The organism is Paenibacillus ihumii (assembly GCF_001403875.1).
Taxonomy (GTDB): domain Bacteria; phylum Bacillota; class Bacilli; order Paenibacillales; family Paenibacillaceae; genus Fontibacillus; species Fontibacillus ihumii.
Genome location: NZ_LN884298.1, coordinates 537,819 through 561,347, shown reverse-complemented (window position 1 = coordinate 561,347; position 23,529 = coordinate 537,819). Strand labels below are relative to the sequence as shown.

The following is a 23,529-nucleotide window of genomic DNA, read 5'->3' as shown; positions in this document are numbered from 1 at the left end:
ATTAAATAAATACAACATGAAAGAAATCTGGTGGGTTGCTATGAACCAAGCTGCTCAAATACGAGATGTGTTTGACGCGATTGCAGATCCGACGAGACGGCGACTGATTCATTTGTTGTCGGATGTAGATGAGTTGTCGCTTCATGAGATCACGCCGCATTTTCCAATGGGCCGTACGGCGGTGTCGAAGCATCTGACCATCCTTAAAGAGGCAAGTCTGGTGCATGATCGTAAAGTCGGCAGAGAAACGCGATATAAGTTAAACGCATCTCCGCTTAAAGAAGTAGAAGACTGGGTTGCTTTCTACAGAAAGTATTGGAATAACAATATGATGCGTGGAGATTTCGAAGGCCGGCTATGACCAAACGAAGGAGTTAATGCGGATCCCGTGGGATCAACCGATTAATTACTCGTTACTTGAGAAGATGATCGAGTATAATATTATGGATAAGGCGGACTGTACAACCTTTTGGAGATAATAGAAAACTTGAAGGGGCTTTTGCTTGGGGAGAGCAAAAGTCCTCTTTGTCATTTTGGCGGAAGGTGTCAGTTTCAAAGAAATGCCCTCGGACGGTCGGGTTGACTCAAGCCCGATGACAGAGCGGCTCGCCCAGAAGGTAAATTTAATTATAGACTTGTTGGATTGTGGGCACTACACTAGGTAAAGCGACAGAGAAAAAATAGGGTAGGAGCTTGTTAACAGTGACATTAACCGATCGTATTCCATCTTGGAAAAAACTTAGTCTTTTTGCCGTGACTTGGCCTATTCTCATCGATTCCGTGCTGCGAATGATGCTCGGCACGGTGGATGTATTTATGCTAAGCCGCATCTCCGATAAGGTGACCGGGGCAGTTGGGCTAGCCAACGAAATTATTTACTTCTGTATTCTGATGTTCGGCTTTGTCGGCATCGGCACCAGCGTTGCGGTTGCCCAGTATATCGGCGCTGGACGGGAGAGAGAGGCGGGCCGCATCTCGGCGAATGCCATTACGTTGAACCTGATTTTCGGGGTGCTCGTCAGCCTGGTCCTGTTTCTGTATGGGGAGCCTATCTTGCAGTTGATGAAGTTAAATCCCGAGCAAATCGGAATTGCAAGTCATTATTTAAAGATCATCGGCGGTTTCATCTGGATTGAGGCGCTCTCTTACGCGGTTTCATCGGTCATCCGTTCGAGCGGACATACCAAAAGCGTGATGTTTGTTACCTTGGGCGTCAATCTCGTTCATGTTATTGGTAATTATTTGCTTATCTTCGGGAACCTGGGCTTTCCAGAGCTGGGCGTGACCGGGGCAGCCATATCCACGGTCGTTAGCCGCTTGCTTGGCATCGTCGTTCTTTTTATCATTCTGTACCGCCGGAGTCCTGCACCGATACGTACTAAAGATTACGTAGTTTGGAACAGCACTTACGTAAAACAGATTCTGCATGTCGGCTTGCCCGCCGCAGGCGAGCATCTCGCCTGGCAGTCGCAGTACCTCATGATCATCAGTTTCGTCAACATGATCGGCGTTTCTGCGTTAAACACGCATGTTTACGTCATGAACATATCGAACTATTTTATGGCGCTTGCTTTGGCGATCGGAGCAGGTACGGAAATCATTGTCGGGCAGATGGTCGGCGCGGGGGAAATGAAAGCAGCTTACAAGAGACTCATGAAAAGCGTGAAAATCAGCTTTATGCTAACTTTAGCTATCGTGGGTGTAGCATCGATATTCCGGCATGAGTTGGTTGGCATGTTCACGAAAGACCCCGCGATCATTGCTGCGGGAGCGGGTATTTTTCTGCTTTCCATCATTCTCGAACCCGGCCGGACATTCAATATGGTCATCATCAATTCGCTGCGGGCCGCGGGGGATGCGCGCTTTCCTGTATTGATGGGCGTGATCTCGATGTGGGGGGTCTCGGTACCGCTTGCTTATGCGCTTGGCGTTCATTTCGGATTTGGGCTGCTGGGCATATGGATTGCGTTTACGGTGGACGAATGGCTGCGCGGCATGATCATGCTGCTTCGCTGGAGAAGCCGTGCCTGGGAGAAGAAGGCGCTAGTGAAGCCGGTTTCCGTCCCGGAGAACGGCATGGGGGCGCAGGCTTAAACAGGTATACTTTATCAATGGACAAAAAGGGCCATCCGCGAAGGATGGCCCTAATAATTGAGAGAAGATGAAACATGCAGAAAGGCGGAGGACAATGAACGAACTTCAGAAGGAAGCGCTGGAAGAGATGAGAACGGCCATTCATAAATGGTTTGACGAACAGGAGAATCGAATTGACGTAGAGAAAGTGGTCTTGCGCACCACGCTGCAGGTAGGGATCTTTAATTTTATCATACTGGATTACCGCCCGGGCAGAACCAGGGTTGACAGCTCGAAATCTATGGGGAGTTCCGCAGGCAGGAAGTCGATGAAGGCTTCACCCTTTACGCGGGAGCAGATACTGCATGAGGTTCAGCCCCTGCTGGCGGAAATAGCCAGGGAGAGGCTGGACAAGCTGGAAACGTCGCCATTGATCAACTACCGGTTTACCTTCGAAGGAAGCTTCGCAACAACAGACGGGCTTGTGGAATTAACGGTGCTGGAAATGGTATATGAAGAGAAAAAGCAGCAGCTTCTGGAGCGAATTCAGTCCTATATTGAGAAGAAGCTGGAGAAGGGCTCTTATCCGACAAAGCCGCTGGAAACCTTCTTTTTGGCGCGTCATCTGCTGGATCCGTATTTATTTCCCGAATCGGAGGCTGCAAAGACGATTGCTTTATTTGACCGGATTCAGGAGTTGAATAAAGGGCGGGTTGAAGCTCTCGCGGAGCATCGAAGAGATATCATTGGGGCTTTGACCAGCTGGGCCGAGGATGGATTCCTGCCACGTTATTATGACGTTACCCGTTCCGAATACAGAACCAATGAATATGTGATCAAGCCGGATGCGGTTCTTGAGAATAAGGATGAGCCGAATCAGCCGATTAACCTTCTGTTGTACGGAGCGGTAATGATTATTCGTTATGAGCCGAACTACAGCAAATTTAGAGGGCATACCTTTTTGGAGCTGGCGAAGCAGCTTGGCAGCGGCAAAGCCGCACGCATGCTGAAGGAGGGCAGCGGCAGCTTCTCGCACGACGAAGTCTATATGTCCCATGAGTTGGTCGAATGCCAGGCTAACGATGTGTTCTCCCTCTTCACCATCGTTATTCGCAAGGAAGAAGCCGGGGCGTATGAGCGGGCGATTTCGTTTATTCTCTCCCTGCTCCGGAAGGACTTCCCGAAAAGCTACAAAATCAAGCTAAAATCCAGCGTGAGAGAGTATCTGCCGATCAAGGGGCTGGCCAAGTCGGACACGCACCGTTTTTTTGCGAATGCGCTGGCTTATTCCGAGCTGCATCCGTTATTGGAGGAATACGCACGTCAGGCAATGGTCGAATTTGAATGGTATGAAGATACGGAAGATGAAAAAAGCGTAATGCCAGGCAGTTATGCCGTGTTCGGGCTGGGGCTTTCGTCCGAGCGGTATTTTCCGCTTGTTGAAGCTTACATGGATCTAGTGGATGATGAGCATCAGCTGATGCATGACAAGTTCACAGCTGTTTTTGCCGAAACCTACGGCATAACGGAACGCTCGACTCCTACCTTGACTGCCTGCCTGCTGCACTCCCACGATTCGCTAAAGCTGAAGATTCAGCCCGAGCTGGAAAACGAAGACAAGCTATCGCTATTTGTGCAGCATATAGAGACTCTGTCGGATGACGAGGCTGAGCGGGTGCTGTACCCGATCTGGGGCAGGGCGGAGAAGCTGGCTGCATTGGCTCGCAAGGCGCAGGAACCGCGCAAGGAGCTGCTGCTTCGTCTGCTAAAGGCGGCAGGTATAGCCTGACGGCGGCTTGCTGAGAGCGGCATTATAAGTATGCTTTTGAGGGATTAAGCATAATTAAAGCCCATGACTCTTGTAGAATAAATCTATAATATTTGAATAATTACAATACTTACTAGAAAGTAGGAGAAGAACATGTACATAAGCAAATGGTGGGGAGACTTGATTGGCGGTTCCGATGATTCTATGGCATTAATAGACTATTTGGAGCAATTGGGCTCAACGGATGTGACGCTCAATCAGATTTTCAAGGATTTGGGTCTGGATGTTCTGCTGTCTAAGGGAGACTTGAAAAACGGCGGAGACCTTGGATTTGATATAAAAAGTGCTGACGGCACGTTTCGAGCGGAGCTTGATATTGCCTGCTCTGTTCTAATCGATCTCTCAGCCATTGTATTGGAGTGTCATAAATCAGGCTATGTCAATTTGCATGATTTGGATGAGGCCAGGCAGCCGTGCAAGCTTTATATAGACGCTCCCCAAGAAGAAAGAAACCTGCTTCGGGACGAATTGTACAAATTCTCCCGTAATCCGCTGGCTTATGAATTAGCCGAGCTTGTGGACTGCTCCTGATCAGAAGAGAAAAGGCATAAAGATACTGAGCTGCACAACAGCCCCTCTGCTAATTGAGGGGCTGATGTCATTTTGTTGATGCAGACATCTCATTCTTATGTTACCAGCTCCAGCGGCAGGAATGCATAATCTCCGTTACGAATGATCTCTCCTTTGCTTACGGAGAGTGGCTTAGAGAATATAGGGCCATCGATGACGGCCGTATGGAATTCACCGCCTTCTCCGCAGGGGTCAATCCCGCGAGCTTCGAGCTCCTTCACATAATCCAGAGTCAGCACCCGCCCTAAATCATCCTCTTTCATGCCTAACGATACATTCACCGTAACGATAATGGTGATGAAGCCTAGATGAATGAATTCTTCAACGACGTCTCGATGATTCATTTCCCAAAGAGGCATGCCAAGCTTTAATCCAGCATTCCTTGTTACCTTGTCGTGCCAGCAGCCATGAGCAGGCATATCCAGATCCCCGGTTACCAGCACCTCGGCCCCTTGACTCTTAGCGGTTGCTAGCAGGCGCATAAAGTTATCTTCGTAATCTGCCCAGCTTGAGGCCGCGGTATATAGGGGGAATCCTATAGAATCCGCTTGAGCTTGCAAGAGCGCTGGAGGCAAGCCGTGGGATCGGGAGCGGTCGCCCTCTTCCTCTAGCATCACGATAAGTCCGACGGCTTCTCCAGCCTTCATCGCTTTGTACAAGGCTAGTGTGCTGTCCTTTCCACCGCTAAAGGAAGCTATAAATTTATGTCCATCAGCGCCTGTTCTCCAATCTGAAGTTCCGGTCATTTCTCAAGTTCCTTTCGTTTTCCTTGATCTCTTATATTCTATCATTTGCACCGGATCCTAAGAAAGAAAATAACCCCCAAAAAGGGGTCTTGGTACTAGGCCGCGAATATGATAAATGTCACGAAATTTTCTTGAATCGGTTCAAGCTAGCGGAGAAGTTTTGTGTAACAAGGGGGGAGTTCAATACACTTAGAAATTAATGAAAGGCATGAAGCCAACGAACCGAATAGGGGAACCTGTTGCATATGGAATGTTGTCTAGAATTACAAAGTTACTTTAAACAAACGAGGTGTTGATCAATGAAGCTGCCACAGGTTTGGACGAAGCGCCTTATGCATATCACGCCGAAAATGGTCATCATGTTCTCGGCAATCGCTCTTTCCATGAATTTGATCAAGGCCGTTAGTAGTTCACAAGGTCTTACCTTTGCTCTCATCTTTATTGGTATTATCTTTGCATCCATTTTTGTCAGACCGTTACCGCTCAAATATACACTGGCTGCTGCAGCCTTTCTCGCATTCTTCAATGCGCTCCCAGATCTATCCTTCGATAGGCTGGTCAGCGTAATGTATACATCGTTGATTCTTCTCGCATTCCTACTACCATCCCCCCTACCGCTATTCCTCGTTGCAGGATATTTTCTTTATTTCACTCTATCTTATTCGCTCGAAGAGTCGATGGAAATGATCCGCCCAATCGTAATCGGTATTGTCGTCAACACGATCCTCTATGCATTGCTAGCATTCTACTTCCGGAATATGGAGAAGGAGAATTCGATCATTGTGGAGTTAAATGCAAAGCTTAACCAAGCTCTCGGCAAGCTGAAGCATATCGCTTACTACGATACGCTCACCAAATTGCCAAACCGTGAATTACTCAGAGAACGGATGGCCGAGGAGTTGTCCAAGGAAGCTCCATTGGCTGTTATGTTCCTCGACCTCGACCATTTTAAGAACGTTAACGACATGATGGGCCACAGCGCGGGAGATCAGATGCTGCAGGTCATCGCCAGCCTTCTGAATGACACGGTCGGCCATGCATGCTTCATTGCCCGTTATGCGGGGGATGAATTTGTGCTGCTCATGCCTTACGAGCAGCAAGAAGAAGTCGAAGAGCTGGCGGAGATGCTCATTCAAGCCTTTCAGGCTCCGTTTCAGATGGATCACAAACAGATTTACTCGACGCTTAGCGTGGGTATCAGCCTGTATCCAAGGGATGCGAAGGATGCCGAAACACTGATCCAATACGCAGACAAGGCAATGTACAGCGTGAAAAGCGGCGAAAAAAATGGGTTTCGTTTTTTCTCTGCTATTAAAAGTGAGGAAATGCTGCGTCAAGTCAAGCTAGAGAATGATCTGCGGAGTGCATTGAACAAGAAGGAGTTCAGCATCCACTACCAGCCATTGGTGGAGATGAACACGGGCAGAATCCGGGGAGTGGAGGCGCTGCTGCGCTGGACGCATTCGGAGCTGGGTCAGATCTCACCATCCGTATTTATTCCGCTGGCTGAGCGTACTGGAGCTATCGTCGAGCTGGGCGAATGGGTTCTTAAGGAGGCATGCATGCAGGTAAAGGACTGGCAGCGCGTCGGTAATCCCGATCTAGCGTTAGCCGTTAACATTTCGATTCGTCAATTTAAATCGCCCAAATTCGCCTGCAAGGTGTTGAATATCCTAGAGGAGACAGACTTCGAACCTGCTCTTCTGGTGCTAGAGGTTACGGAGAGTATAGTACAGAATCTGAATGAATCGATCACGATTCTTGGTGAACTCCAGCGGGAAGGCGTAAGAATTTCTATCGACGACTTTGGAACGGGTTACTCTTCCCTAAGCGTCTTGCGGCACCTGCCTGTAGATTTTCTTAAGATCGATCGCTCATTTACACAGGAATTGACAACGGCTATCCCTGCCGCTTCGATCGTCAAGCTGATTATTGATATTGGTCACAGCATGAATTTACAAGTCATCTGCGAAGGCATTGAGACATACGAGGAGTTTCAAATGCTCCGGCAGTACGGCTGCGAGATTGGACAAGGCTATTACTTTCATCGCCCCTCCTCTCCTGAAGAGATAGAGCTTCTGCTTCGCCGTGGAACTCCTGAGCGAGCTTTGCAGTAGGCAGACCAATATTCATAGTTAGTCTGATAAGATGAATCGGCTCTCCAATAGTGGTAAGCAACAAATCGATTTGAACGTTGGCCTTTCAATGCTAAATATCTGGATGGGGGCGCAATCTGTCCCCCGGTTGAAATTTTTCATGAAATAGTGGTGTTATTTCCTGGTAAAACAATAGCAAAGTATCACTTGGGGAAAAAGAGTAATTTATCCAACTACCCCTCCATATTTATGATGTTGAGAAAGGGGGATCAAGGAAATCAGGGGAAAGGGCTGAAAAAACTGTGGTGTAATATGCATTTTTTTGAATGCGCTTTCCTAGCATCATGACGAACTCCATTTCATCATGTAGAAGACAAGAAACCAGTACAACTGGCTACATTTGTTTCTTGGAGGGGATTTTAATGATGAGGAAGTTTGCAAGCTCTATGTTAGTCGCTATTTTCCTTGTGGGAAGCCTCTTTACAGGGGTATCGTTTGGCAGCTCTGCTCAGGATAGCTCAACTGATTATATTGAAGGCCAACTCGTAGTATCGATTGCGGAACCATCCGATGTGTACTCGATTCAAAGTGCGGATGACAGATTGATGAAATCAGCTTCGCTCACAAAGAACGGTTTCACTATTGCCGATTCATTGTTCGGATACGATGCAGGCACCTTCTCGGTGCAATCGCTGGAGAGCAATGTCAGAGCTACAGCGATAGAAAAGATGGGATTGGTATATTTGGTGGAGTACTCTGTTCAGGACTATGAGTCGATCGATTCCGCCAAAATAGAACTGAACCAAATATTAGACAGTCTCGGCTTCAAGGTCCGGTATATCTCGGAGAACCGCAAAATGTATGCTGCTGAAACTGAAACACTGGAAGATGTGTCAGCCCAGGCTATTCACAATAACCAGCGTTGGCATTATGACATGATTAAGGTTTCGCAAGCCTGGGGGATTACGACCGGTTCAAGCTCCGTGCGGATTGGCGTGCTGGACACGGGAATCGACAGCAACCATCCAAGCTTAAGAGATTTGGTGAACACTAGCTTGGGCCGCAGTTTCGTAGACAGCACCACAAGCGACCGCAATGGGCACGGTACTCATGTCGCGGGAACGATCGCCAGTTATGGATCGGTGTCAGGCGTCATGCAGAATGCGACCTTGGTTCCTATTAAAGTGCTTAGCGACAGCGGCTCGGGCACGATGTATGGCATTCAACAAGGTATTCTTCACGCCGCCAATGTCAGGGCCGATGTCATCAACATGTCGCTTACTGGCGGCGGCTATGATCGCGGGATCGATGAGGCGATTCAAACAGCGAACAGCCTAGGCTCTATCGTGGTAGCGGCCACTGGCAATGAAGGAAGGGCAAGTATCTCTTATCCGGCAGCTTACAACGGCTCGATCGCGGTTGGTTCCGTTACATCAAGCCGAACCCGTTCAAGCTTCTCCAACTATGGAGCAGGTATCGATGTGATGGCTCCTGGGTCGAATATATACAGCACCTATCCAAACGGTCAATATTCAAGCCTGTCGGGCACCTCGATGGCAACTCCTCATGTGGCGGGAGTATTAGGGCTGATGAGATCGGCTAACCCGAGTCTTTCCCCTGCGGCGGCCAGAGATATTCTTAGGAGGACTGCCCAGCCCGCTGGAAGCTCCGACCAGTATGGGTATGGCATTGTTGATGCGTACGCTGCTGTGCTAGCGGCTGGCGGCGGCGGTACGCCTCAGCCGGGCCGGGAAACCAGAACTACAGTCCAGACGGACAAAACAGTGTATCAACGTGGAGACAATATCAACATCACTTCAAGAGTTACGGATCAGCAAGGGAATGTACTGCAGGGAGCCTCGGTAAACTTTACCTTAACTCGTCCAAACGGCACAACCGTCACCAGCGCGGCTACATCGAACAGCTCTGGTATAGCAACCTGGACGATAGGCTCCAACGCGCAAACAGCGCTTGGCACTTATCAAATTTTAGCCGAGACTACACTTGCGGGCTATCAGCCTAGCACAGCCAATACATCGATTCAGTTCAGTGACGGCGGCAGTGGCGGTGACACGCAGGCCCCGAGCGCACCTGGCAATCTAACCTCCACAGGCAAGACCAGCACCAGTGTATCGCTTAGCTGGAGTGCATCTACGGACAATGTGGGTGTAACAGCTTATGAAGTATATCAAGGAAGCGCGCTAGCGGCGACAGTTACGAATACTTCGGCAACGATTACCGGTCTGACGCCCAATACGACATATACGTTCACAGTTCAAGCGAGAGACGCCGCAGGTAATCGGTCTGCAGCAAGCAATGCCGTAACGGTAACGACGGATTCCGATTCGTCACAGCCGCCTGCGGGTTCTCCTTGGGCTCCGGGCGTAGCGTATAAAATTGGGGATGAAGTGTCTTACAACGGAGCTACGTACCAGTGTCTTCAAGCACATACTTCCATGGTGGGCTGGGAGCCGGCCAACGTACCGGCATTATGGTTGAAGAAATAATAGGTTCTAATTGATCCGGAGTAAATACACAGAGCGCCTTCGCAGATCCGTCTGGAAGGCGCTTTTATTTATTGAGTGATTATCAATTAACGAGCGTTTATTGAACATCTCTATCCTTCTCCAGCAGCATTGAAATATAAAACGTTTCTTTTTCGACAATTAGTTCTGTATGGGCCACCTTATAAGACGAGGACAAGTTTTTGCCCTAGGTGGGCATAATGGAATCATTGCGTGCTACAGAAAGGATGGAACTGCATGGCTATGGAAATGGATCATCCCTGTATCATCTTGCCTGAAGAACAAGCCCCCGAAGGGATTCAGCATTGTGAACGCTGCGGACTATTCAAGCAGGGGAGCCGCGTTATTTGGGGAGAAGGTAATCCGCAAGCCTCGCTGATGATGATTCTGGATAATCCGGGGGCCCGGGAGGATCGGGAAGGAAGTCCGTTCTTGTGCGGTACCCGGGAAACCCTCCAACTGGGCATAAGGGAAGCGGGTATGGATATAAACTCGGTTTATGTAACGTACTTGCTTAAACGCCGGCCCATCCGTGCTTACAATAAGCCTGAGGCAAGATTGGCATGTCTTCCACACCTGCAGCTGCAGATGTTACAGAAGCAGCCATTGGTACTATTTGGGCTTGGGAACGTCGTGGCTGAAGCATTGCTTCCGCAGAAGGAGAATCCGAGTGTTAAGGAATTGCGAGGGAGTTGGCACGAATTTGAGAGTATACCCGTCGGCTTCACCTATCACCCGCTTGCGGTAAGAAGAAGGCCGAATTTACTGAAGTTTTTTGTTGAGGATCTGAAGGCCTTGAAGGAGAAATGGGAGGAAAGGTCAACGAAGGCAACATAAATGAGCTAAAGAGCCGTTTCGCCTCATGTATAATTTCAGCTCGACTTACAATACTATGCACTAGAGAACATGATCACATTGGCGAAAGGGATGATGTACCATTGGCGAAGCATTCAGATATAAGCTGGAAAAAGGATCATCCGAGCACTTTATTAAGCAATTCTGTCCAAAAGGTGGATCGTGCGGTGAAGCAAGCGATGTCGCACCCCGCGGACACAACGGTTGAGCATGCTTTCAATTCAATTTCCCATGCTGAGAACGCACTCTTCAATGCAGAGGAACACAATGAGCATTTGGATACCGTCCAGCAATATAAAGACCAGTTGGAGCTGTCAAAGCAGCAATTGCAAGAGGTGCAGGAGATTGTAGAGGACCAGGAATAATACGTAGCAGATTAGAACCAGCCATAAGAACAACTACCCTAGGGCGTTATATGGGTAAGTCTCATTTAGTGGATATGGAAAAAAGCAGCTAGTCTAGAAACTGGGGTCGGTCTTTACCGGCGCCAGTTTATTTAATTTATTTTTGATCCATAAAATCGTAGATTAATTCGGACTTATGCAAGCGTAATTCGACGCTTTAGCAGGTCTGATATGGAGCATCTCTGATGGAAAAAGTAAAAATCTTCCTCATAAGAGGTGGATGGAGAAAAAAATCTCCAAAAATAAGACTTTAGGACCTTTCCTATGATTCTTCCATATTATACTTTTAGGTTAATCATTCAACTGCATATAATCGTACGATCAAGGCAAACCCATTGAAAAGTGGGGACGCAAAGCTAAAGGGGCTAACGTGTTTGCGGAAGAAGCAAATGCTATTGTCAGCCAGCTGCCGAATACGACGGTAAACTAACTCCGTCTATTAGCATGTGCTTATGGACGGGGTTTTATTTTTGTATATATTTAAAATTTTAATTATTGGTAGCCGAGGCATCAGGCCTTGACTATAGATGAGTTAAATTGACGAGGGGGAGAGGCCTTTGAAGAAGAAGGATACATACTCATCCTAGGAGGAGAGACCGTTGAGGTGGTGAAGGAAGCAGAGACGTCTTGCGTCCCGTTCTTTAATCGTATCCGCTGCCGTTCAAACGAGAGGCCGATTAATGAAGAAGCGGTATATTAACAGACGCCATTTCTTAACCAAGCTCTACAAATCAGGTACTATTAAGTTTTTTAATCCCGCGAGGGATAAATTTCAGATGATAGTTAGCTTGGCTTGTTGTTATCAGGGGGATGACAAATATTGGGTTAGAGTACCGGCGTGATTCAGGAACTACAACAATGATTGGGGGGGATGAATTGAACCTTACCCGCACGGTAACTAGAGCAAATACAGTAAAACGTCTATTTATTCAATTTTGTGTATTTTTAGTTGTTTTGGGATGTGTTTTTCCTTTAGGGCCGTCTCAAACTAATGCCGCAGCTTTTGAAATTAACGATGTGGATACTTACGTCATTGCGGCAAGCGGCAATGCCATCTACCAGCTCGACGGCAATAATCCGGGGGCTCTGAATCCTAAGGCGAGCCTTCCGCTTGACAGTTCCCTTCGAATTGTTAATGGATTAGCGATTTCATCGACGGAAGATGTATTCTACGCATATTCCGGAAATGGCGGAATTCGCCGATTGTATAGAATCTTACCTACGGGGGTTGCAACTGAAGTTGCAACGTTACAAGGACCAGCTGGCAGCGCTGTGATTAGCAAGGATAATAAATATTACTACTTTTACGATGTTAGTGGGGTAACTTATCTTGCTAATTATGATTTATCGACGAAGCAGCACAGCAGCAAGGTCATCAGCAACATGGCAACGGGTAACGGAGGAGATCTTCTATTTGATGAGAATGGGTACATTTGGTTTCTGGGTTTTACTGACCAGTTAAGTGCCTATCAAGTCGACCCGGAAAAGGCAACCGTATTACGCCATGTTCCCATGACAAGTCTGGATGGCAGCACAATTACACCTGGGAGCCGGGCACTCAGTTTCCTGCCGAACGGAAAAATGTATATAGGTGCCGGTAACACTAACACTACCGTGTTCGAGCTCGACCCGGACACACTCAGCTATCGATTCCTGAGCTCGACCAATATCGAATTAACGTCAGATGCAGCATCGCGTGTCATGCCGAATTTTGACCCAAGTCCTCCCGTAATTGAATCTAGCAAAACAGCAACCCTTCAGGAAAAAGCGGCCGGAAACACGGATGCCGTCAATCCGGAGGTAGGAGACACGCTGCTATACACGATTCAGACACGAAACACGGTGGATAACAGTTTGATTCGTGATCTTACGATCTCTGACATACTTCCGGAAGGCCTGGAATACGTACCTGATACACTGACAGTAGATGGTCAGGCAGTTAGTGATGATCAAGATGGTGATCAAGGCCATTATGCTGACCTTAAAGTAACCGGAACGTTTGGGGATGTCACCGACACCGAATGGCATACCATTACATTCCAAGCAACGGTCAAGTCTGGACAAGCAGGTAAAACCATTGAAAATACTGCAGTCATCACTGGCGACAATCTAGACAGGCCTGATGAGCCGAAGAATTCAATTGGAGTATATCCGCTTGATCCGTCGAATCCTCCAGGCGTCTGTGCCGTACCAGTGGCGCTGATTAATGGTAGTTTTGAACAACCGCCTGCAAGAATGCCGGGGGATACAGGTTCACCAGGCTCTGAACATGCATGGCAGTATTTTTTAGAGGATGAAGTTCCTGGTTGGAAAACAACGGCTTCTGATAAATTTATTCAAATTATGAAATCGGAATTTATTTATAATGGGATGGAGATCAATCCTCCTAACGGGAATCAATATGCTGAGTTAAATGCAGAACAAGTGTCGGCATTATATCAAGATGTTGAAACGGCGCCAGGCCAAACCATTTATTGGCGATTAGCTCATAGAGGGCTTCTGGGTGTCGATACAATGGCTGTACAAATAGGCTCAGCAGATATTCCTATAGAGGAGCTGCCAGTAATCGAGGAAATAAGTACTGGAAATACTGAGTGGGTTTATTATTCAGGATCCTATACAGTACCAGCAGGCCAAACAAAAACAAGGTTTGCTTTTAACTCTATAGATGCTGCTGGTGGAAACCAACGTTTTGGTAATTTATTGGATGACATCTTTCTCGGAACAGTACCTTGTGTGACTGCAGAAAAATCTGTTAGTCCTGGAGGAGATGTTTTTGTCGGTGATGAATTAACGTATGAAATCTCCTTGAAAAATGGTGGCGGTGACATCGCCTCAAACACAGTCATCGAAGACGCCATTCCTGAAGGTACAGAATATGTCCCTGGATCGATGAAAATTGTTAACGGTCCAAATTTAACGGATGCTGAAGATCATGATGCAGGTCATTTTGCTAATGGTAAGGTAACCTTTCATGTAGGGGATTTACCGAATACAAACGACTTGCCTGACGGAATTACGGTTCAATTTAAAGTGAAAGCTTTGTCAAGCCACGTAGGAAAGACTGCAGCCAACAAAGCACAAGTCAAATATAAGAATTTGTTAAAAGATGAGAATGAGGAAATTTCATCTAATGAAGTAACCAACAATGTCATAGAAAGGCCAGACATTAATGCCTGTGCCGCACCAGTGGCATTGATTAATGGCAGCTTTGAGGAGCCGGTTATTAATAACGGAACCTGGTGGGCGCTAATTCCTCAGGACAATGTTCCAGGATGGAAAACTACTCATACTACTGGAACAATAGAAATATGGAACAGCGACAGTCCTATCACTAATGCTGCAGAAGGCAATCAATTAGCAGAAATCAATACGGGTATGTTTTATCAAGATGTTGAAACAACACCTGGACAAACGATTTATTGGCGGTTGGCCCATAAGGGACGCGAGGGTGTTGACACGATGCAAGTCCGTATAGGTCCTGCAACGAACAACATAAATGATACAAAAGTGATTCAGCAAATGTCCGATGGAACCGATAAGTGGGGATACTATTCTGGAATTTATGATGTTCCGGCCGGTCAAACGGTTACACGATTCGGTTTTGAATCCATTGCCACGGCATCGGGGAATTTAGGTGATGGCAATTTATTAGATGATATTTTCCTTGGCACAGGACCATGTGTTGTCGGGGAAAAAACCGTCTCACCAGAGGGAGAGATCTATGCCGGTCAAGAATTAACGTATGAGGTAACTATTAAGAACCATGGCGGCGACATAGCAGCTAATGCTGTCTTTGAGGATGCTATTCCTGAAGGCACGGAATATGTTCCAGGTACGTTAAGAATTACAAATGGCCCAGGCAATGGCGATTTAACAGATGAAGACGATGGCGACGCAGGTCATTTCGATGGAAAGAATGTCATTGTCAGGTTAGGGAATCTGCCGAACACGAATGATTTACCGGATGGAATCACCGTACAATTTAAAGTAAAGGCCCTATTAAATGATAGTTTTAATGAAATTGTCAATAAGGCGCAGATAAGTTACGATAATCTATTAACTGATGATAGGGAAGTGACTGAATCCAATGAGACGACTTCAGCACTTACTTATCAGAAGCCGGTATTAGAATAGCAAAAATCCTCAGAGCTTAAAATTAAAGCCCCGGGGAATGCAGACGCAGCTCATCCGGAAGTAGGAGACACGCTGCTGTACACGATTCAGACTCGAAACACGGTGGACAACAGTTTGATTAAAAACCTTACGATCCGTGACACCATTCCGGAAGGATTGGAATATGTACCGGGCACACTAACCGCTGATGGCCAAGCTGTAACAGATGCAGAAGGTGATGATGCCGGTCATAATGTGGATGGAGACATCGTTGCACGATTTGGCGATGTGACGGATAAGGAATGGCATACTGTAACTTTCGAAGTCGTAGTTGGAGAAGGCCGAGCGGGCAAGGATATTATTAATATCGCCGAAGTAAATGGCGACAATGTCAGTACGCCGGACAGACCGAGAGAAGACGTGCAGGTATATCCACGTAATCCGCAGATTGAATCGGAGAAAATCGTAAGGAACTTGGATGTAACGAAGGCTACGTATGAAGTCGGGGACATCATCTCCTATACGATTCGTACGAGAGCAGTAATCAATGATAGCGCTCTGGAGAATCTGACGATTACAGATACGCTGCCGGCAGGCTTGGAATATGTTGCGGGCAGCCTCAAGATGGACGGCAGATCTGTCACTGATGCACAAGACGGCGATGCGGGTTATGCAGTGACAGGGCAAGTCTACGGCTGGTTTGGCGATGTAACGGATATGGAGTGGCATGAGCTGGAGTTCCAGGCCGTGATTCAAGAAGGACAAGGCGGTCAGATGATCCAAAATACGGCGCTGGTGAAAGGGGACAACATCGTTCAGCCTGGCGAGCCGACGGAGAAGTTCGTTGTTGAGCCCGAGCCAGATCCGCCAGTGGATCCCGTCGATCCACCCGTGGATCCTGTAGATCCTCCGGTAGATCCACCCGTTGATCCGCCGGTCGACCCGGTAGATCCCGTTGACCCACCGACAGATCCAGTCGATCCTCCTGTTAACCCACCGGTAGACCCGGGTAACAGTGGTGGAAACGGTGGTGGCGGCGGTTCAGTAGATGTGCCGCGCTCTCCGGTGCTTGAATCCGAGAAATTTGCACGGGATCTGAATGGAGGCAGCATTGAAGTCGGTGACGTGATCGAGTATACGATCCGAGCCCGCAACACGGTTGCAGGCAGCCAAGTCACGAACATGGTGATCTCGGACCAGCTCCCTGAAGAGCTGGAGTATGTGCCAGGCACATTGAAGGTGAACGGCGCTGCTGTAACGGATCAAGCCGACGGCGACAGAGGCGAATATGCGAATGGAACGGTCACAGCGAGATTCGGAACTGTAACGGATATGGCTTGGAATACGCTAGAGTTCCAGGCGAAGATTGTTCAGGGCAAACAGGGTAACGTCATCAGGAATGTTGGTGTAATCCATGGAGACAACCTGATTACTCCGAATCGTCCGAGTGAAGAGATTATTATTGATGGCGGCAGCGGAAGCAACCCAGAAATCCCTGGTACCCCAGGAGATCCGAAGGATGGAGCTTCTTCCGGTAATGTGAATCCAAGCGAGGAAGATTCGGATACGGGATCCACGGGTTCGAGCCAATCCGGGGGAACCGGCGGAGCTGGTGAATCGGCTGCAGCCGGTGAAGCGGATGGATCTGGCCAGTCTGGCCAGTCTAGTACTTCGAAGGACTCGGCGTATGTAGAGTCTGGAGATAGCGAAGGCAAGGGTAACAAACTGCCAAACACAGCTACAAACATGTACAGCTATTTGCTGGCAGGATGTATTCTCTTCCTTGCAGGACTGTTCCTGTTAAGAAGAAGAAAGGCATAGAGATATAGGAACTAGCAGCCCCAGATTTACTAGAGGGGCTGCTAGTTTTTATATGCGAAAGGGGGGCCGAGGAACTTCGGTTCCTTTTTCTTTTTTGTAGATTAAGATATGATTTCCTCTCTAGTAGGGAAGGAGGCTAAGCACCTGATTAGAGGGATTTATTTCATAATTTCTGTTCCCCCCGCCTGATTGATTCTGAAAGGAGCAAATCTAATAAAATTATTCTATGTAAAAGGTGACAAAATTCGATTTATCTCTTGCTGGAAATAGAGAAATTTGGTACGATGGATACATAAAAGCTACTCACGATAACGGCAAACCTGTCGAAAGGCAGGGGCGCAAAGCTATAGGGCCTTCTTGACGCTATGTCAATGGCAGCCAGCTACCGAACGAAGATGCTTTTTTTGTTTTTCTAGGATTATAGAATTCTATCCTCACTAGAGAAACTGCCGCTAACTGCGGTCAGTCCACTTTGAAACTATTGATCGACGTTTCTTAGTAGGACCAACATCCATAGTAATCTGTGAAACTCTATTACGATAATGGCAAACTTGTCGAAAGGCAAGGACGCAAAGCTATAGGACCTTCTTGACGCTATGTCAATGGTAGCCTGGCCACCGAAGGGAGTTTACAGTATGCGCAATGCAGTATTCGCTATTGTAGGACTTTTTGTGTTATTGATGTGGGCTCCGGTTATACAAGCTGCGCCATTTGAGGATTGGCTGGGCTTGGAGCAGCTGGACCATGGCGCAGTTGTCATTCGATATGATGTGCAGCCTGGCGTCAGAACGAAGCTCATGATCACGAAAGGGCAGGACAAGTATACATATGAGCTTTCGGCGGACAAGCCTCAGGAGACATTTCCGCTGCAGATGGGCAACGGCGAGTACACGGTAAGCGTTCTGGAGCAAGTTGGCGGAACCAGATACAAGCTTGTGGAGGAAGCGGCAGTTACGCTTCAGCTGACGAACGACAGCAAGGTGTTCCTGAACTCTGTACAAAATGTAAATTGGAGCGAAGGGGATCAGGCAGTTCAGCTTGCGAAGAAGCTGACCGGGTCTCTCCAATCCGATGAAGAGAAAGTACAGGCTGTTTATGAATATATTATCGGGACAATCAAGTACGATCATGCTCTTGCATCCAGCGAGCTGACGGGCTACCTTCCTGATAACAATCGCACGATTTCTGGACAGCAAGGGATGTGCTACGATTATGCTTCCCTATTCGCTTCCATGCTGCGGAGCATAGGCATTCCAACAAAGCTTGTCATGGGAACGTCGGAATATGTTGAGGTTTACCACGCCTGGAATGAGGTTTACTTGAACGGGCAGTGGGTTACCATTGACACTACCGTCGATGCAAGCTGGAGAAGCAGTGGATACGGGTTCAAAATGATAAAAGACGCCTCCCGCTATATGGCAGACAAATTTTACTAATTCGTGTATGATATAACTAAGCTTTGGACGCTAAGTCCAAGGCTTATTTGAGTTTGTTGAGAAATTGTATAGTTTTGGAAGATATAATGCAAGAAACCCCTTGGTTCTGAGGGAAATTATAGGCACATGAATCGTGCGTAATAAGGCATAGCGGAGGTGGTGGATTAGAAAGTCCCTTATCGGCATGCATCCAATAGGTGTGTGACTCGATTTGCGCACGGTAAGCAAGAATCGGAACCGAATATTATAAGGGTGATGGAGAGTCTGAGGGAGAGATCATGAAGAAAAAAGTAAGTGGAATCATTGTGGCGCTGCTGCTTCTGATTCAATCGTTGTTTGGCGCATCTGCTTGGACGGCCAATGCAGGGGCAAGCGTGTCGGAATCAGTATATGGATTGAAGCTAAACGCTGATAACCCGCCAGCGCCAGTCGCCAATACGGACAATATTCTAACTAAAGTCGTGTTAACCGATACGAACGGTACCGTGATTGATGCGGTATATCATCCGGACAGCAGCCTGGACATAGGCGCCGCTGTCAATCTCAGCTACGAGTGGGAGCTTCCGAACGGACACAGCTACAAGGATGGAGATACATTTACCTTTGAGCTGCCGTCGCAGTTTGAAATTTTTACGGATATTGACGAACCACTTAGAGCTGGTGAAGAAGAAGTCGGCCGGTTTAAGGTCGATCGGAACGGGAAAGTGGTTATGACCTTCAACCGTTATGTGGAGAGTCATTCCAATGTAAGCGGCAAGCTGGAAATTCGTACGGAATTTAAGAAGGAAGTTCTTAAAGGAAGTACGGAGGTCATTATTGCTATTCCCATCAAAACCGGAGTACAGACCATTATCGTCAATCTGAAGCCGGAGAGCGGCGCTCTGATTGATAAGCAGGGGCAAGCGATTGGCAAAGAGCGGATCGATTGGACCGTTCAGGTCAATAAGTCACTGGATAGAATCAAGCATGCGGTTGTCACGGATGCGATGCCAGAAGGCTTGGAGCTTATCGCTGATTCTGTAGAGGTCTACCACCTGCAGGTTAATGGCGATGGATCGACGGCCCTTGGCAATAAGGTAGAGGCCAGCAAATATTCCGTAGAGACGAACGAAGGCGCCAAACTGGAGCTAGCGTTCCAGGATGAGACGATTAGCAAAGCCTATGAGATTCGTTTTTCGACGAAGCTTACTGGCGAGCAGTCGCGCTTTGAGAACACCGCTGTACTGTCTGGCGACGGGATAGAGGATGCCAAATCGAAAGCTTCCGTATCAGTGAACCGAGGCCAGTTCCTGGATAAATCGTATCGCCAAGACAGGGATACCGGAATCATCACTTGGACTGTGAAATACAATTTCAATGAGAAGAAGATTCCGCAAGAGCAAGCGGTTATTACGGATGAATTTAGCAGCAATCATACATGGATCGAGGACTCGTTGAAGGTGTATAACGGGAATTCGACGGAAGACAGCCATTTGGTGCCACGGGGTGAGTACACCGCTGATCCGGAAGGTACGAATGGATTCCGTCTCCAATTCGGGAAGGATATCGAATCGCCGTATACCATCGTTTATCAGACGAAGCCAGTCGATCGGCTGAGCGCCGATGGTAAGCCGGTGAAGAACAAAGTCGTATCGGGTGAATCGACCAAAGAAGTGACAGCTCCTGGCCAATCCAGCCGTGCTCTGGTGAAAGAAGCCCAGAACGTCAACTTTGCCACCAAAACGGCGAAGTGGGTTATTACGGTCAACGGCGATAAGCGGCCAGACGGCGGCAAGTACAGCATGGAGAAGGTAGTGATCACGGATACCTTCCCGAACGAAGGGCTCGAATTCGATCCGGAGTCATTGATCGTCAAAGCGGACGGGAAAGTCGTTGATAAGAGCGATTATAAGCTTGACTACGATGAACGCAGCGGCTTTGTAATCGAATTCTCCAAGATTGACACCGTCTATACGATCGAGTATAAAACCGAGTTTAACATCGCCTGGCTGAAGGAAGGCAAGCCGAATTTTGTGAACAAAGCCTCCATGACGTGGATTGAGGGCGGCGAGACAAAAGGGCCAATAGAGCGGCAAGCGAGCTTCTCTCCTGATAATTATACGAAGAACAACGGGGGGAAGGATGGCCGCTACAATCCTGTCAACAAAGAGATTACGTGGAACATCAAGCTGAATTACAATCTTGACTCGCTGGACGAAGCGATCGTAACCGATGTCCTGAAGCATAACCAGAAGCTTGTGCCAGATTCGGTCAAGGTCTACGAGATGAAGCTGACGGGAGCACGGGATGGAGTTACAAAGGGAACTGAGGTTCAAGCGTCTGAATATGAGGTAACAGAACCGTCTGAAGCGAACGGCAACAAGCTGACCATTCGTTTTACCAACCCGATCACAGCCTCATACTGGGTCGAGTTCAAAACATCGCTGCAGGGTACGTTGATTGTCAAGCATATCGATAATACTGCTGATCTGTGGGATGGCAATGATAAGGAAGCGACATGGAATGCCAGCGTGACGGTTCCTCACGGCGGCGAATATGTGAAGAAGGATGGTGGCCAGAACGGAAACAAAATCGATTGGACGATTCGAATCAATGAAGGCCAATCGCATATTTCCAACGCCACAATTATCGACCATCCAAGTGCGAATCAAATTTTGATTGAGGATTCATTCCATCTGTACAAAGCCGAGATTAGTGAAAATGGTGAAGCGGTCAAAGCTGAAGAGCTGACAAAAGGAACGGACTACACGCTAACCATTACTAGGCTTGATGGAGATCATGAGAAGTTTGAATTGAAGTTCACAGACGATATTTCCACGGCTTATATTTTGGAATATCAGTCGTTCATTATCGCAGAGGATAAAGAAGCTGTAACAAATGAAGTATCGCTCGAAGGAGATCAGCTGACCACCGAGATTAGGGAGACGTCGAAAGAGGTTGTTGTCCGTACTTCCTCCGGTTCAGGTTCAGGAGGCGGCGTAACGGGCAGCCTGGAAGTGACGAAGGTTGATAAGGATGATGAAACGAAGCCGTTGGCCGGTGCGAAGTTTGCGCTTTACGATAAAGCAGGCAAACGAACGCCGATCGTAGACACAACGGATGAGGAAGGCAAAATCCTGTTTACGAAACTGCTGTATGATGACTATATTCTGGAGGAGCTGGCAGCTCCGGAAGGATATAAAATCGAGCAGGCAACGTGGGACGTAAAGATCGACTCCAGTATCACAAGCGAAGGCAATGTAAAGAAGCTCACTATAACGAACAGTAAGGAAGAAGAGCCTGTTGAACCAGGCAATCCTGGAAACCCTGGAAACCCTGGCAATCCGGGTAATCCAAGCAACCCGGGAACTCCGTCGAATCCAGGAAGTCCTAGCAATCCGGGACATTCTTCAACAACTCCGTCCAATCCAGGGCCGCCATCTAGTGAAGTAGAAGTGCCGGATGAGGACATTCCAAGAGGCGAACCGATAACGCCTCCAACGGACGATCCAGAAACACCTACCGTTGACATCGAAGAGGAGGATACTCCTCGCGGCGAGCCAGAACCTAAGAAGCCGGAACCGAACACCCAGACATCGAAGACTCCGGTAGCGACGCTTCCGAAAACTGGTGAAGCAAGCCATTATCCGTTCTATTTATCGGGTCTTGGGTTGATCGCTCTCGGGATTTGGTTAATCCGTAAACGTTCAACCATGAAACCATAATGCATTGGTGCTTCGGCTCCTCTTGTCCTCGGACAGGGGGGGCCGTTTTGATATCTGAAAGAAGGCGACATCAAATGAAGCTGCATGAATCGTCATCAATATCACGGTTGCATATCTTGCCGGAGCACATCCTGCCGGAGTTGGAGTTCTGCTCCATCAGGAATCACGGCTGTCTTCGCCCTCGACCGGATAAGCGTAGAAAACAAACCGTTCTGGCGCATTTCCTACATAACGGAACGGATAGCAGGTCGAAACCACCAGCACCTCTGTCCCCATAGAACGAATGACCGATGTATCGTCTTTATCGACGATATCTGTGCTTTTAATCTCATATTCAAACGTTCCGTAAGGCAGTGTAACGATAAAACGATCCCCCACCGCCAACTTGTCAAAATTACGAAATACGGTATCCCGATGTCCCGACAGCAGAATTTGCTCGTTGTCCATTGGAAAGGCTGTACCGCTGAAGTGACCCACTCCTCTTGCAAGCATCTCTTCCTCCGTGCCTTCGATGATTGGAAGCTCCGCTTCCAGCTTGGGGACTTCGAGCACTCCGATCACCTCGTCCAGCTGCGGGTCAAACTTGGCTCTGGCGAGTAACTGGTTCTGATAGGTTGCTTGATCCGCATGTTCATCAGCGGAAGGATCTACTGTGCTGGATTGGCGAATAAGCGTGTTCGCTTCTGCCATGGCTTCCTGCATATTCACTCGATGTTCGATGAATTGAAACGCAGCGAAGGCTACGATCCCCATGCCCGCTAGTATTAATAGTGTCCCTAATATTCTTCGCATGTTAGCTCCTCCGATTCGTCTATAACGATTTATCGATCTCATGAAGCCTTTTGAATTCTATGTATTTATCATTCAATTTTACTGTTCTATACCCTCAAAATCCAGTGACTGCAGAAGTCAGTCTATTTGGGTTGCCCTGGACAATCAATTTCTTTAATTAAAATGCCTTTCGGGAAGGGCGTGAGGAACTCTTCTATAGGTCCAACGGTTTATAATCTTAGTATAAAGTGATTGTTTTTTTGTTTGAGGGCAGGAAAAATGTAGAATTATGTCGTATTTTGAAATTCTATAGAATAAAATAAATAGTGATTGTGATGGTTTAGGGCGGGGTTCCTCTCGATTTAATGATTTTAAAAGAAGTGGCCTCTCTCACCTAAGCGAATCGCAACTAAACTATTAAAGCAAGAGGGTGATGATCAAAAAAGCATGACAACGATTACATAATGAATGCTGCTCTGATCAAATCCGAGCCCCTTAAAGGCGGAATTTCTATTGTGTGTCTCCCTGCATTACATGCAAGATCGAAGCGATTCATAGAGTCGAGAAGAGGAGAGGGGAACGTC

General features: G+C 47.7%; 14 protein-coding genes, 1 pseudogene and 3 riboswitches. Of the genes and pseudogenes, 13 read left to right on the top strand and 2 right to left on the bottom strand.

Going from position 1 to position 23,529, the window contains the following annotated elements:
* Positions 1-40 precede the first annotated feature (40 nt).
* The 5 genes and pseudogenes from BN2762_RS07405 (at position 41) to BN2762_RS07390 (ending at position 4,432) form a co-directional block, all read left to right on the top strand.
* Positions 41-361, top strand: a complete 321-nt coding sequence (locus BN2762_RS07405) for an ArsR/SmtB family transcription factor (RefSeq protein WP_055106369.1) — start codon at positions 41-43, stop codon at positions 359-361.
* Positions 339-479 (top strand): annotated as a pseudogene (locus tag BN2762_RS27550) (iron chaperone); the annotation flags it as partial. The gene BN2762_RS07405 and the pseudogene BN2762_RS27550, both read left to right, overlap by 23 nt.
* Positions 480-702: 223 nt before the next feature.
* Positions 703-2,094 carry an MATE family efflux transporter gene (locus tag BN2762_RS07400; protein ID WP_055106368.1) on the top strand — a complete coding sequence of 464 codons (1,392 nt, stop codon included), beginning with the start codon at positions 703-705 and terminating at the stop codon, positions 2,092-2,094.
* 94 nt (positions 2,095-2,188) lie between these two features.
* Entirely contained in the window at positions 2,189-3,862 is a 1,674-nt protein-coding gene (locus BN2762_RS07395; protein ID WP_055106367.1) for a DUF6138 family protein, read from the top strand.
* Positions 3,863-3,994: 132 nt separating this feature from the next.
* Entirely contained in the window at positions 3,995-4,432 is a 438-nt protein-coding gene (locus BN2762_RS07390) for an imm68 putative immunity domain-containing protein (RefSeq protein WP_055106366.1), read from the top strand.
* Between the two features lie 95 nt (positions 4,433-4,527).
* On the opposite strand, the gene BN2762_RS07385 is transcribed toward BN2762_RS07390, so the two are convergent.
* Positions 4,528-5,217, bottom strand: a complete 690-nt coding sequence (locus tag BN2762_RS07385) for a Dph6-related ATP pyrophosphatase (protein WP_055106365.1) — start codon at positions 5,215-5,217, stop codon at positions 4,528-4,530.
* 299 nt (positions 5,218-5,516) lie between these two features.
* On the opposite strand from BN2762_RS07385, the gene BN2762_RS07380 reads away from it, so the two are divergent.
* From BN2762_RS07380 to BN2762_RS07345, 8 genes are all read left to right on the top strand, one after another.
* Positions 5,517-7,334, top strand: coding sequence for a putative bifunctional diguanylate cyclase/phosphodiesterase (locus BN2762_RS07380; protein ID WP_055106364.1), 1,818 nt, complete (start codon positions 5,517-5,519; stop codon positions 7,332-7,334).
* Between the two features lie 401 nt (positions 7,335-7,735).
* Complete coding sequence (locus tag BN2762_RS25895) at positions 7,736-9,820, top strand: S8 family serine peptidase (RefSeq protein WP_074048585.1); 2,085 nt, start codon at positions 7,736-7,738, stop codon at positions 9,818-9,820.
* A gap of 255 nt (positions 9,821-10,075) precedes the next feature.
* Complete coding sequence (locus BN2762_RS07370; protein WP_148499894.1) at positions 10,076-10,675, top strand: uracil-DNA glycosylase; 600 nt, start codon at positions 10,076-10,078, stop codon at positions 10,673-10,675.
* 101 nt (positions 10,676-10,776) lie between these two features.
* Positions 10,777-11,058 (top strand): hypothetical protein, encoded by a 282-nt coding sequence (locus tag BN2762_RS07365; protein WP_055106363.1) that lies wholly within the window; start codon positions 10,777-10,779, stop codon positions 11,056-11,058.
* Positions 11,059-11,412: 354 nt separating this feature from the next.
* A riboswitch (cyclic di-GMP riboswitch) is annotated at positions 11,413-11,511 on the top strand.
* A gap of 396 nt (positions 11,512-11,907) precedes the next feature.
* On the top strand, positions 11,908-15,234 hold the full coding sequence (locus BN2762_RS07360; RefSeq protein WP_083484798.1) for an isopeptide-forming domain-containing fimbrial protein: 3,327 nt from the start codon (positions 11,908-11,910) through the stop codon (positions 15,232-15,234).
* Positions 15,235-15,255: 21 nt separating this feature from the next.
* Positions 15,256-17,034, top strand: a complete 1,779-nt coding sequence (locus BN2762_RS26470) for an isopeptide-forming domain-containing fimbrial protein (protein WP_262362799.1) — start codon at positions 15,256-15,258, stop codon at positions 17,032-17,034.
* A gap of 303 nt (positions 17,035-17,337) precedes the next feature.
* Positions 17,338-17,424: riboswitch (cyclic di-GMP riboswitch) on the top strand.
* A 144-nt stretch (positions 17,425-17,568) separates the two neighbouring features.
* Positions 17,569-17,656, top strand: a riboswitch (cyclic di-GMP riboswitch).
* 13 nt (positions 17,657-17,669) lie between these two features.
* A complete protein-coding gene (locus BN2762_RS07350; protein WP_055106360.1) occupies positions 17,670-18,470 on the top strand; it encodes a transglutaminase-like domain-containing protein in 801 nt (266 codons plus the stop codon).
* 278 nt (positions 18,471-18,748) lie between these two features.
* Positions 18,749-22,174, top strand: coding sequence for an LPXTG cell wall anchor domain-containing protein (locus BN2762_RS07345; protein WP_055106359.1), 3,426 nt, complete (start codon positions 18,749-18,751; stop codon positions 22,172-22,174).
* Positions 22,175-22,330: 156 nt separating this feature from the next.
* Here the strand turns inward: BN2762_RS07345 and BN2762_RS07340 are convergent, their stop codons facing one another.
* Positions 22,331-22,966, bottom strand: coding sequence for a class D sortase (locus BN2762_RS07340; RefSeq protein ID WP_055106358.1), 636 nt, complete (start codon positions 22,964-22,966; stop codon positions 22,331-22,333).
* Positions 22,967-23,529 lie beyond the last annotated feature (563 nt).

What these genes read in the sequence shown, in the direction of transcription:
- BN2762_RS25895 (WP_074048585.1), top strand. Translation starts at nt 7,736, where the DNA reads ATGATGAGGAAGTTTGCAAGCTCTATGTTAGTCGCTATTTTCCTTGTG.
- BN2762_RS07340 (WP_055106358.1), bottom strand. Translation starts at nt 22,966, where the DNA reads ATGCGAAGAATATTAGGGACACTATTAATACTAGCGGGCATGGGGATC.
- BN2762_RS07380 (WP_055106364.1), top strand. Translation starts at nt 5,517, where the DNA reads ATGAAGCTGCCACAGGTTTGGACGAAGCGCCTTATGCATATCACGCCG.
- BN2762_RS07360 (WP_083484798.1), top strand. Translation starts at nt 11,908, where the DNA reads ATGACAAATATTGGGTTAGAGTACCGGCGTGATTCAGGAACTACAACA.
- BN2762_RS07385 (WP_055106365.1), bottom strand. Translation starts at nt 5,217, where the DNA reads ATGACCGGAACTTCAGATTGGAGAACAGGCGCTGATGGACATAAATTT.
- BN2762_RS07370 (WP_148499894.1), top strand. Translation starts at nt 10,076, where the DNA reads ATGGCTATGGAAATGGATCATCCCTGTATCATCTTGCCTGAAGAACAA.
- BN2762_RS07395 (WP_055106367.1), top strand. Translation starts at nt 2,189, where the DNA reads ATGAACGAACTTCAGAAGGAAGCGCTGGAAGAGATGAGAACGGCCATT.
- BN2762_RS07345 (WP_055106359.1), top strand. Translation starts at nt 18,749, where the DNA reads ATGAAGAAAAAAGTAAGTGGAATCATTGTGGCGCTGCTGCTTCTGATT.
- BN2762_RS07350 (WP_055106360.1), top strand. Translation starts at nt 17,670, where the DNA reads ATGCGCAATGCAGTATTCGCTATTGTAGGACTTTTTGTGTTATTGATG.
- BN2762_RS07405 (WP_055106369.1), top strand. Translation starts at nt 41, where the DNA reads ATGAACCAAGCTGCTCAAATACGAGATGTGTTTGACGCGATTGCAGAT.
- BN2762_RS07390 (WP_055106366.1), top strand. Translation starts at nt 3,995, where the DNA reads ATGTACATAAGCAAATGGTGGGGAGACTTGATTGGCGGTTCCGATGAT.